Origin of the sequence: Pedobacter sp. KACC 23697 (assembly GCF_045348445.1) — a bacterium.
Taxonomy (GTDB): domain Bacteria; phylum Bacteroidota; class Bacteroidia; order Sphingobacteriales; family Sphingobacteriaceae; genus Pedobacter.
Genome location: NZ_CP157485.1, coordinates 4,530,545 through 4,542,574, shown reverse-complemented (window position 1 = coordinate 4,542,574; position 12,030 = coordinate 4,530,545). Strand labels below are relative to the sequence as shown.

Annotated in this window: 8 protein-coding genes; 6 read left to right on the top strand and 2 right to left on the bottom strand. The window is 36.2% G+C overall.

The annotated features are described in order from the left end of the window. Positions 1-113 precede the first annotated feature (113 nt). The 4 genes from ybeY (at position 114) to ABEG20_RS18365 (ending at position 6,915) form a co-directional block, all read left to right on the top strand. Positions 114-551, top strand: a complete 438-nt coding sequence (gene ybeY / locus ABEG20_RS18380) for an rRNA maturation RNase YbeY (protein ID WP_406824702.1) — start codon at positions 114-116, stop codon at positions 549-551. Positions 552-1,225: 674 nt separating this feature from the next. Then, positions 1,226-3,088, top strand: a complete 1,863-nt coding sequence (locus tag ABEG20_RS18375) for an ABC-F family ATP-binding cassette domain-containing protein (protein ID WP_406824701.1) — start codon at positions 1,226-1,228, stop codon at positions 3,086-3,088. A gap of 201 nt (positions 3,089-3,289) precedes the next feature. Then, positions 3,290-5,152, top strand: coding sequence for a tRNA uridine-5-carboxymethylaminomethyl(34) synthesis enzyme MnmG (gene mnmG / locus ABEG20_RS18370; RefSeq protein ID WP_406824700.1), 1,863 nt, complete (start codon positions 3,290-3,292; stop codon positions 5,150-5,152). 122 nt (positions 5,153-5,274) lie between these two features. Next, positions 5,275-6,915 carry an Ig-like domain-containing protein gene (locus tag ABEG20_RS18365; RefSeq protein ID WP_406824699.1) on the top strand — a complete coding sequence of 547 codons (1,641 nt, stop codon included), beginning with the start codon at positions 5,275-5,277 and terminating at the stop codon, positions 6,913-6,915. A gap of 172 nt (positions 6,916-7,087) precedes the next feature. On the opposite strand, the gene ABEG20_RS18360 is transcribed toward ABEG20_RS18365, so the two are convergent. Further along, positions 7,088-7,600 carry a gamma carbonic anhydrase family protein gene (locus ABEG20_RS18360; RefSeq protein WP_406824698.1) on the bottom strand — a complete coding sequence of 171 codons (513 nt, stop codon included), beginning with the start codon at positions 7,598-7,600 and terminating at the stop codon, positions 7,088-7,090. A gap of 71 nt (positions 7,601-7,671) precedes the next feature. Beyond that, positions 7,672-9,258, bottom strand: coding sequence for an L-aspartate oxidase (nadB, locus tag ABEG20_RS18355; RefSeq protein WP_406824697.1), 1,587 nt, complete (start codon positions 9,256-9,258; stop codon positions 7,672-7,674). Positions 9,259-9,667: 409 nt separating this feature from the next. On the opposite strand from nadB, the gene nadA reads away from it, so the two are divergent. Next, entirely contained in the window at positions 9,668-10,708 is a 1,041-nt protein-coding gene (nadA, locus tag ABEG20_RS18350) for a quinolinate synthase NadA (protein ID WP_371717080.1), read from the top strand. Between the two features lie 54 nt (positions 10,709-10,762). Next, positions 10,763-11,992, top strand: coding sequence for a dicarboxylate/amino acid:cation symporter (locus ABEG20_RS18345; protein ID WP_406824696.1), 1,230 nt, complete (start codon positions 10,763-10,765; stop codon positions 11,990-11,992). The last annotated feature ends 38 nt before the right edge of the window (positions 11,993-12,030 follow it).

Here is a 12,030-nt window from a genome sequence, read left to right as displayed (position 1 = left end):
TACGTCATGCTGAACTTGATTCAGCATCTTTTATTTGAATAGACCCTGAAATAAATTCAGGGTGACGAACTGCTTTAAATTTTAATTAAATTTGCACCATAAACAATCACAATATGCCTGCAATTTCCTTTTTCACTGAATCTGTTAGCTATAACCTTCCTCAAAAACTCAAAATCAAAAAGTGGATTAAAGCTACTATTGAAAAGGAAGGGTATAAATTGCAGGAACTCAATTTTATTTTCTGCAGCGACGAATATCTACTCGGTATTAACCAGCAGTACTTAAATCATGATACTTACACTGATATCATCACTTTCGATAATTCTGAAGAAGAAAAACACATCATCAGTGATATATTCATTAGTATCGAGCGTGTAAAAGAAAATGCTAAAACCTTCAAATCTTCTGAATTTGATGAGGTTTGCCGCATTATGATTCATGGAACCCTGCACTTATTGGGTTATAAGGATAAAGGAAAAGCTGCCAAAACCCTTATGACACAGAAAGAAGATGAATATTTAGGGTATAGAACCCAAGTAGGACTAGTTTAGTCTGCTCCTTTTCTTCCCCATTATGTTATTCTGAGCATAGCGAAGAACCCGGAGGCTCTGCGAAGCAAATCTTTTAATAAAACAAATTCTTATGCTCGTAATCTAATATCCTCATTCCGCTTAACAATGCAGCTAATTCTTATGTATGAATATTTTGCACACTCGGGTCGTCACCCTGAATTCATTTCAGGGTCTTCCTGCAAAATAAGATGCTGAAATAAATTCAGCATGACGCGATGCCTAGTCTAGAAGCTATAAATCATATCCGCTCACATACATTAGCGTTCGTCTAAATGTTATCGGCGTTCGTCGATAATAACACCCTAATGGTATAATACAAGCAACCTTCCTGCAACTTTTCCCAATTGCCAGCGTCTTATATTAAAAAAGCAACAGTAAATAGCGGGCTAGAATTTGTATTTCCGGATCGCTATAAAAGATAAAGTTTAGTTTTAGTTAATGATTGAAGCAGCGGTGGAGCGATTCCGACCGCTGTTTTCCTTTTATAAATAATATTTATCATGCTGCTAGGCTTTTAACATAAATCCCAATGCATCAAGCTTCTGCCATTTTTAGCTGATACACAATAGCTTTGGATCATGTATTAGCGTTCCAAAATAATTTATACTTACCTTTGCACTAATTTTTCTTTATAAATCCGAAATACAAAAAAATTGAGCACATTAATTGCGGCAGAAGGCTTAGGTCATGGTTATCATGATGAATGGTTATTTAAGAATTTAACCCTGGGAATTAATTCCGGACAGCGCGTAGCGTTGGTTGGTATTAATGGTGCAGGTAAAAGTACTTTATTGAAATTACTTGCCGAGCGGTTCCCTCCCCTTGAAGGTAAAATTGTAAAAAATAAATCGGTTAAAATTGGTTTTTTAGACCAGGAACCTCAGTTTACCGAGGGTTTTTCTATTAGTGACCATATCTTTTCACTTGAAAACAAGCAGCAACAGCTTATTAAAGAGTATGAAGAATTAATTGAAAATCCGAATCCCGACGAAAAAACGCTTAACCGCTTGTATGAAGAATTAAGTGAACATAACGCCTGGGAATATGAACATGAGATTAAAACCATTCTGAACCGAATGGGGATTACTCATCTGCAGCAAAAAATATCTACCCTATCTGGTGGACAAAAGAAACGTTTGGCATTAGCTAAACTTTTGATTGAAGATCCAGAAATTCTGGTACTTGATGAACCTACCAACCATTTGGATATTGATACCATCGAATGGTTAGAGAAATTATTAACTACCGGCCAAAAAACGATTTTATTGGTTACCCACGACAGGTACTTTTTAGATAACGTGTGTAATACCATTGTTGAACTGGATAGGGGTAAGATTTTCAATTATAATGGAAATTATGCTTATTTCTTAGAAAAGAAAAGTGAAAGGGAAGCCTTAGATGCAACGGTATTACATAAGAACCAACAGATGTTAAAGAAAGAATTGGAGTGGATGAGACGCATGCCACAGGCCCGTGGAACAAAATCAAACGCCAGAATTAATGCTTTTTATGATTTAGAGGAAAAAACGAAGAAAAAGTCTGATAATCAGAGTATTAACCTCCAAATGAAAATGTCACGTCAAGGCGGAAAGATTATTGAGGTAGAACACATTGCAAAATCATTTGACGGACGTCCAATTATCAATGATTTCAGCTATACCTTCAAAAAAGGCGATAGAATTGGTTTGGCAGGTAAAAATGGTACCGGAAAATCTACACTATTAAATATCATCACCAGCCAGATAACACCAGATGCGGGCAAGGTTGAAACTGGAGAAACTACTGTTTTCGGATACTATAAACAAGGCGGTTTAACTTTCGACCCGAAGGAGCGGGTAATCGACATCGTAAAATCTGATGCCGAATATATTAAAATGGCAGACGGTTCAGTGATTACTGCTTCTGCCCTGTTAACGCTTTTTCTTTTCCCTCCTAAAAAGCAACATGGCATGGTTGAGAAATTAAGTGGCGGCGAAAAGAAACGTTTAAACCTGATGAAAGTATTGATGCAAAACCCCAACTTTCTAATTCTGGATGAGCCTACAAACGATCTGGATATTGACACATTAAATGTGCTCGAAGAATTTTTAGAAAATTTTCCAGGTATTTTGATGTTGGTTTCTCACGACAGGTATTTGCTCGACAAAATGAGCGATCAGCTTTTTATCATGGAAGGCGAAGGTATTGTAAAAATTTATAATGGCAATTATTCAGAATACCGTTTAAGTTTAGAGCAACCCAAAGCTAAAGCAGAAAATAAAAAAACACCTGCTATCGTTGAAGAACAAACAACGTTTAAAGCAACAAAAAAATTAAGTTTTAAAGAGCAGAAAGAATTAGAAGAAAGTGAAAAAGGTATGGAAGAAACGGAAGTTAAAATAGCCGATCTAACCAAAACCCTAAATAATATAAATGCCAGCGACTACATTAAAATCCAGGAAATTTCAAGCGAGATTGAAAATCTAAAAGCTAAATTGGACGAATATACAATGCGTTGGTTAGAACTTTCAGAATAAATTCAATGCAATTGAATTTTGTTTTCCACGTTATGTTTCACGTGGAACATTAATCAAAATAATTAGAGTTATCTCCTTAAGCGTATCTGAAGGATATACTTAAACATTAAAAATAGTCAGGATCAGAATACCCTCATCTTGACTATAATGAAGCTAATAATAAAATTGTTTCACGTGGAACAATTTAATAAAATACATAAAATGTTTTCAAAATACGATTTGATTGTTGTTGGAGCCGGTCATGCAGGATGCGAAGCTGCTGCTGCTGCTGCCAACTTAGGATCAACTGTTTTATTAATCACAATGAATATGGGTACCATTGCCCAGATGAGTTGTAACCCGGCCATGGGTGGTGTAGCCAAAGGGCAAATTGTTCGCGAGGTAGATGCTATGGGCGGTTATTCAGGAATAATATCTGATAAATCGACTATCCAGTTTCGTATGCTCAACAAATCTAAAGGACCAGCCATGTGGAGCCCAAGAGCGCAGATCGATAGAATGCGTTTTGCAGAAGAGTGGCGTTTAGCATTAGAAAGAACTCCAAATCTTGATATATGGCAAGACAGCGTTATTGGTTTATTGGTTAAAGATAACACTGTATATGGCGTTAAAACCTCGTTAGGTATCGAGATCGAAAGTAAAGCTGTAGTATTAACGAATGGAACTTTCTTAAATGGTGTAATGCATATCGGTGAAAAGAAATTCGGCGGCGGCAGAACAGCCGAAAGAGCATCCACTGGCATTACCGAACAATTGGTTGAGTTAGGCATGGAAGCCGGCAGGATGAAAACAGGTACCCCACCCCGTGTTGATGGCAGAAGCCTCAACTATACCAAAATGGAAGAACAATGGGGCGATGAGAATCCAGGTAAATTTTCTTACACAGATACAGCAGTTTCAACAGATCAACGTTGCTGCTGGATTACTTATACCAATGATGAGGTGCACGAAACTTTGAAAGAAGGCTTTGAAAAATCACCTATGTTTACTGGTCGTATCAAAGGTTTAGGTCCGAGATACTGCCCATCTATTGAAGATAAAATTAACCGTTTTGCTGAGCGCGATCGTCACCAGATTTTTGTCGAACCTGAAGGTTGGAATACCTGCGAAATTTATGTGAATGGATTTTCGACTTCACTACCGGAGGATGTACAATTTAAAGCACTTAGATTAATACCAGGCTTTGAACAGGCTAAAATGTTCAGGCCAGGTTATGCCATTGAATACGATTTCTTCCCACCTACTCAGTTATCTTTAACATTGGAAACCAAATTGATCAGCAATTTATTTTTAGCCGGACAGATCAACGGAACTACGGGTTATGAAGAAGCAGCATGTCAAGGTTTCATGGCAGGTATAAATGCGCACCAAAAAATTACTGATCAACACGAACTGATCATGAAAAGATCTGACAGTTATATTGGTGTTTTAATTGATGATCTGGTTACTAAAGGAACAGAAGAACCTTATCGCATGTTTACTTCAAGAGCAGAACATCGTTTATTACTAAGACAGGATAATGCTGATATACGCCTCTCTCCTATTGGTTATGAACTTGGATTAATTTCAGATGAGCGCCTGGCCAAGGTAAATCAGAAAGTTGCCGATGCTGATGCTTTGGTAAAATTTACCAAAAGTCAGGGTATTGAAATGGCAGATGCTAATCCAATGCTCGAAAGTTTAGGTTCAAGTGCTTTGAACCAAAATGTAAAAATACATAGTTTAGTTGGCAGGCCCCATGTTGGTTTACAAGACATCATACAAGTAAGTAAACCCTTGGCAGAAGCTACAAAAGCATTAGACCAAGAGACTATTGAGCAAGCCGAAATTAAAATTAAATATGAAAGCTATTTTGAAAAGGAGAATGAGATTGTAGCCAAAATGCTAAAAATGGAAGACAAAGAAATCAAGCCAGATTTTGACTACAATAAAATTGTTTCTATCTCCAAAGAAGCACGCGAAAAGTTATTTAAAATAAAACCGCGCACTTTGGGCCAGGCGTCGAGAATTTCAGGTGTTTCGCCATCAGATATTTCTGTTTTAATGGTATATATTAATAAATAACTGATAATCAGATGCTTAAATCAAAATAAATACAACCTCAAATAAAGCGATTTAAGAAAGAAAAAATATTTTTTAAACATCAGATTCCAAAAAGTACAAAAACTCGTCAGAACGATTAAAATATGCCAAATTTAAAAGATCATTATTTTAAAGTTAAAAATTTAGCGGTTGTGATAACCCTGCTCCTATTTTTTGGTTGCGCCAGTATACAAACACCACAGGGCGGGCCAAAAGATACCAAGCCGCCCAAAGTTTTAAGCATGACCCCCAAGAATCTGACGAGAAATTTTAATGCTAAAAAAATTGTCATTGAATTTGATGAATATTTTAATTTAAAAGATGAGTTTAAAGAATTTTCAATTTCTCCCGATCAGGAAAAAGTTCCGGAGTTAAGAAAGAGACAAAAGAGATTAGAAATTATTCTTAAGGATTCTTTAGAGAAAAATACAACTTATACCTTAAACTTTGGAAAATCTATCGCAGACGTTAATGAAGGAAATGTTGTTAAAAATTTATCCTATGTTTTTTCAACCGGACCGGATATAGATTCATTATCCATCAGTGGCAAAGTAATCAACTCATTAAGCGACGAACCTGAAAAAGAAGCTACTGTATTTATCTTGCCCTTAGAAAGAGATACCATTTTTGGAAAAAAACGTCCATCTATATATACGACGACAGATAGCGCTGGGACCTATAAATTGAGCAACCTGAAAAAAGGTACTTATAAAGTTTATGCAATTAAAGAAAATAGTGGTGGTGGCGATAAAATATACCAGCAGATATCAGATGAAGTTGGATTTATAAAAGAACCCATCGTTATCGAAAAAAACCTGGATAACATTAACCTCCAGACATTTAAAGAACTGGCACCAGAATTCCGCATATTAGACCGCAAACTGAATAATGATGGCACGATATCAATCATCTTTAATCAGCAGCTTAAAAGCCCTAAAATAACAGTTACAGATCCTCCTTCAATAGATGTGGGCAAGTATGTTCATTTTACCAAAAATAACGATACCGCCAAAATTTGGCTGAAAGACATGAGCTTCGATTCAGTAAAAGTGGCTATTGAAGATCAGGGAAAGCTTTTGCAAACGCTAAATTTTACAAAAGGTAAAAAAGATACTTACACGCGCGAACTTACAATTTCTGATAACTTACTGGGCGGCAAATTAAACCCTTTCCAACAGCTGACCTTAACTTTTCCTTTTCCGGTAACTGCTGCAGATCCATCTAAAATCACCCTTCTGGAAGATTCCGTAAAAAGAACAACTTTCGAGGTGGTGAAAGATAGCGTAGACTTTCTTAAATACTACATCAAATATCCGTGGAAAAATAAACGAAACTATGATTTAAAACTGGGTGCAGGTGCATTTACAGCTATATTTAATGCTAAAAATAAAGATATTACGAAACGTTTTACACTCGAAAACCAGGATGCATATACCACACTGGTGTTAAACGTAACTGTTCCTGACACCTCAAAAAGATATGTGGTACAGTTCCTAAATGAAAAAAAAGATGTCATAAAATCTTTCCCGGTTAGCAAAAATGCGAAAGTTACTTTCTCCAAATATCCTGCAGGTAAGTACATGCTCAGGGTTATTTATGATGAAAATAAAAATGGCATCTGGGATACGGGAAATGTTAAGGAAGGATACCAGCCCGAAAAAGTATGGTATTTAAAGGCAGTAATGGATTTAAAACCGAATTGGGAACGGGAAGACCCATTGGTAATACCGCCTCCAACGCCTTAGAAAAATCCGTCATCTCGACTAAAGCTTAGTGTAGCGGAAAGATCTATATTTTAAACTGATTTATTGCTCCCAATCGTCATGCTGAATTTATTTCAGCATCCTTTAATACTAAATACCCTGAAATAAATTCAGGGTGACGACACTTTGTTATTTCGTATTGTTTAATGAAAAATTAGGTAGTAAACCAGCCCGAATACATGATATAATTATCAGGTAACTTATTTAATAAAGCCCTTTGCTCTTCAGTAATGGGTTTTATCTTTTTTGCAGGCGTACCAGCGTATAAATAACCGGTTTCACAAATGGTATTTTCCAATACCACGGATCCAGCTGCTATAATACAATATTCTTCTATAACAGCATGATCCATTACAATCGCACCCATACCAATCAAAACATGATCCTGAACGGTACAACCATGTACAATGGCATTATGTCCTACAGATACCCGATTACCAATGTGTGTAGAAGCTTTTAAGTAAGTAGCGTGTATTACTGCGCCATCCTGAATGTTTGATTCATTTCCTATGGTAATGGCATTTACATCGCCTCTAATCACGGCATTAAACCATACAGAACATCTGGCTCCGATGGTTACATCACCAACAATGGTGGCATTCTCTGCAATGAAATTATCTTTTCCTATTTCAGGATATTTATCTTTTACTGGCAGTATTAAAGGCATAATATAATGTAATATGGTTGATGGAAAATGGACAACGTGTTAACGTCCCCTTAAGGGAATTTAGTAGTGGACTAAAAAACAGTATCTACCAATTCATTAGCATGTTCCGGATAATCTGTAGTATAATGCAATCCCCTGCTTTCTTTTCTTTGCATCGCCGATTTTATTACCAGGTAAGCCGTTTGGATGACATTTCGTAGTTCACAAAGTTTAACTGAAACTTTATTTTTTTTATAAAATTCTTCCGTTTCCTGGTAAATTAAAAACAAACGGCGATGTGCCCTTTCTAAACGGAAATCGGAACGTACAATACCTACATAATCGCCCATAACTTTTTGAAGCTCTCTCAGGTTATGCGTTACCAATACATCTTCATTACTTTGCGTAACACCATGTGAATCCCATTCAGGAATATGATCCGGAATGATATTATTTTTAAAGTTCTCAACAGCATCCTGATAGATCCGGTGTGCAAAAACTGTAGCTTCTAATAATGAATTGGAAGCCAATCGATTAGCTCCGTGCAAACCTGTTGAAGAACATTCTCCGCAAGCGTATAAATTTTTAATGGAAGAACGGCCATATTCATCAACCAGTATACCACCACACATATAATGAGAAGCAGGTGTAACCGGTATATAATCTTTAGTCATATCAATCCCTATGGACAAACACTTGGCATATATATTAGGAAAGTGTTTCAATATGTCAGCCTTACTTCGCATGGTAATATCGAGATAAACAAAATCATCACCCGATTTCTTCATTTCATTATCAACTGCACGTGCTACAATATCACGTGGTGCCAGTGATTTACGCTCATCATATTCATGCATAAATTCTTCACCATTCTTACGCCTTAAAACCCCACCAAAACCCCTAACCGCCTCCGAAATTAAGAACGAAGGATACTCACCGGGATGATATAAAGCCGTTGGATGAAACTGAATAAACTCCATATTTCTTACTTTTCCCTTTGCACGGTAAACCATGGCCATACCATCGCCCGTTGCAATAACCGGATTTGTGGTGGCCGAATACACATGACCGGCACCACCAGAAGCCATCACAGTCACATTTGCCAGAATCTTTTCCACATCGTTAAGCTCTGTGTTAAAGGCATATATACCATAACAGTTAATATCTTCTGTACGTTTATCCACAAACTCACCAAGGTGATGCTGGGTAATTAACTCCAGTGCAAAGTAATGTGTTAATATCTCTATGTTCTTATTCTTATGAATTTCATTTAATAATACCCGCTCGATCTCATATCCGGTGATATCTTTATAGTGTAAAACACGGTGTTCAGAGTGTCCCCCCTCCTTCGCTAAATCATAGAAACCGGAGTTATCTTTATCGAAATTTATACCATAGTCAATGATCTCCTGAATGCGCTGAGGTCCCTCTTTTACAACGATTTCCACAATTTTTTCGTCACATAATCCATCGCCCGCAATCAATGTATCTTCGATATGTTTTTCAAAAGAATCACCTTTATCTACCACAACTGCAACACCGCCCTGAGCGTATTTTGTATTGGATTCATCCTCGTTTGATTTAGTAACAATTAAAACCTTACCAAACTTTGCAGCTTTAAGTGCAAAACTCAAACCCGCTATACCTGAACCAATTACCAGAAAATCTACTTTCTTCATTAATAAAAAACATTTACTTTATCCACGATGTTAACAACTAGTTAATAAATGTTAGCGTTGTGTCTAAATTATCCTAACAAATAAATTTGAATGTTTAAAGCTACTCTAAAAACACAATTTGCCACAATCTTTTGCGCAATTTTTAAGCAGCTTTATACAAGTAATTAACTTTTTTCCCATTTATAAACAATTAACATTCCACTATTGATAAAAATTGAGTGACTTTTCGATAACACTGAAAATCAAACCTATAATATTAGATAAATGTAACCTAAATGTTAGTAAACAATTAATAACTTATCTTGAAGAAAGAAATTTATAAACTTGCCAACAATACTAACACACTAATAAACAAACAAGATTTATTTATTTAAAATAACTTATTAATTATTGAGACGTGGAAAGCTTTATCTTTGACCAACGTCAAAATTCAAAAAAGGAAAATTTTAAAATGAACATAGATGTCTTAGAAGAAATCAATAAAAAAGGTTTCGCAGAAGAAGAAATTGATCCTACGCTCGATCTTTTTGCAGAGATTGAGAAATTAAAAAAGGAAAAGAATGCCATCATCCTCGCACACTATTATCAAGAACCTGATATACAGGATATTGCCGATTATATTGGCGATAGTTTAGGCTTATCACAAGAAGCTGCAAAAACAGATGCTGATGTAATTGTGTTTGCAGGTGTGCATTTTATGGCCGAAACGGCAAAGATTTTATCGCCCAATAAAACCGTTTTATTGCCTGATGTAAAAGCAGGTTGTTCATTAGCAGATAGTTGTCCACCACATCTGTTTAGGAAATTTAAAGAAAAGTATCCAGATCACCTGGTGATTACTTACGTAAACTGTACAGCTGAATTAAAAGCTTTAAGTGACATTGTTTGTACCAGTACAAATGCGGTACAGATTGTAGAAAGTTTACCTAAAGACCAAAAAATAATATTTGGACCCGATCGTAACTTAGGGGCTTACGTTGCGAAAAAAACAGGTAGGGATCTGGTATTGTGGAATGGTGCCTGCATGGTACATGAAATTTTCTCACAGGAAAAAATTACAAAACTGAAAGAACGCCATCCGAATGCTAAGTTTATAGCACATCCTGAATGTGAAGAAGTGGTTTTAAAAATGGCTGATTATATCGGTTCTACAACCGGACTTTTAAAATATACCATCACTAACCCGGCTACTGAATTTATTGTGGCAACAGAAAGTGGAATTATCCATCAGATGGAAAAGGCGAATCCAACAAAAACATTTATTCCGGCGCCGCCAAACAATAGCTGTGCCTGTAACGATTGTCCTTACATGAAAAGAAATACTTTGGAAAAACTATATTTATGTATTAAAAATGGTTTGCCTGAAGTAACTGTTCCTGAGCATATTATTGAACAGGCGCGTAAACCCATCCAAAGGATGCTGGATATTTCGGCTGAATTGGGTTTGTAAAATCTACCAAGCCTATCAGGTTTTTAAAACCTGATAGGCTTATTGAAATTATTTATGGAAAACAACAACATTCTTAAAAATTATTCAGGCCTATTATGGCTTTTGGCGGGCATAACTGCTGGAAGCATTATCGGTTTAATTTTTGGGAAAAGCGTTGAAAGTATTAAACCATTAGGGGATATATTTTTAAACCTGTTGTTTACAGCTGTTATTCCTTTGGTATTTTTTGCGGTTTCTTCGGCCATTGCAAATATCGATAGAACAAAAAAGTTAGGCAGATTATTAACCATTATGGTTTTGGTATTCCTTTCTACTATCCTTATTTCTGCGGTTTTAACTTTATTTGCAACATGGATTTTTCCTATCCATCAGCAATTGGGGAACGCGAGTTTACCAACTGAAAATGAAAAAATCCAGTCGTTTGGCGAACAAATGACACAACTTTTAACGGTTGGTGAATTTTTCGAAATCGGAAGCAGAAAAAATATGCTTGCACTGATTATTTTTTCGGTACTGGTAGGTTTTTCAACTTTATATGCCGAAAAGGAAGGTGAAGGATTTAAAAAATTTCTGGTATCAGGCAATGAAGTGATGAAAAAACTCATCATTTTAATTATGAAATTGGGTCCGGTTGGCCTGGGTGCTTATTTTGCCTACCAGGTTGGGGTATTTGGTCCACAGCTTTTTGGTACCTATGCAAAAGCTTTGGGGTTGTATTATGGCGTTGGCGCATTTTATTTTATTGTTTTTTTTACTTTGTACGCTTTCGTTGCGGGTGGATTTAAGGCAATTAAAGTATTTTGGAAAAATAATATTGTACCTTCTTTAACTTCTATCGGAACCTGTAGCAGCATTGCCACTATTCCGGCAAACTTAGAAGGGACTACAAAAATGGGCGTACCGGCATACATCACCAATGTAACGATTCCTTTGGGATCAACTTTACATAAAGATGGGTCGAGCATTAGTTCCATTATTAAAATTGCCGTTGTTTTTGCCATTTTTGGTAAAGATTTGGTACATGTTGATACGATAATTTTAGCGCTTGGCATTACCGTGCTGGTAAGTATTGTTGAGGGTGGAATACCAAATGGTGGTTATATAGGCGAATTATTGATGATTTCGGCTTACCAATTGCCATCTGAAGCTTTGCCACCAGCTATGATTATAGGTACTTTGGTTGATCCAATGGCTACTTTGTTAAATGCTACCGGGGATAATGTTGCGGCAATGTTAATTGCCAGGTTTACTGAAGGAAAAAATTGGATGGAAAATATTAAATAGATAAATCCGTCACCCTGAACTTGTTTCAGGGTCTTATC

What these genes read in the sequence shown, in the direction of transcription:
- ABEG20_RS18345 (WP_406824696.1), top strand. Translation starts at nt 10,763, where the DNA reads ATGGAAAACAACAACATTCTTAAAAATTATTCAGGCCTATTATGGCTT.
- mnmG (WP_406824700.1), top strand. Translation starts at nt 3,290, where the DNA reads ATGTTTTCAAAATACGATTTGATTGTTGTTGGAGCCGGTCATGCAGGA.
- ABEG20_RS18360 (WP_406824698.1), bottom strand. Translation starts at nt 7,600, where the DNA reads ATGCCTTTAATACTGCCAGTAAAAGATAAATATCCTGAAATAGGAAAA.
- nadB (WP_406824697.1), bottom strand. Translation starts at nt 9,258, where the DNA reads ATGAAGAAAGTAGATTTTCTGGTAATTGGTTCAGGTATAGCGGGTTTG.
- ABEG20_RS18365 (WP_406824699.1), top strand. Translation starts at nt 5,275, where the DNA reads ATGCCAAATTTAAAAGATCATTATTTTAAAGTTAAAAATTTAGCGGTT.
- ybeY (WP_406824702.1), top strand. Translation starts at nt 114, where the DNA reads ATGCCTGCAATTTCCTTTTTCACTGAATCTGTTAGCTATAACCTTCCT.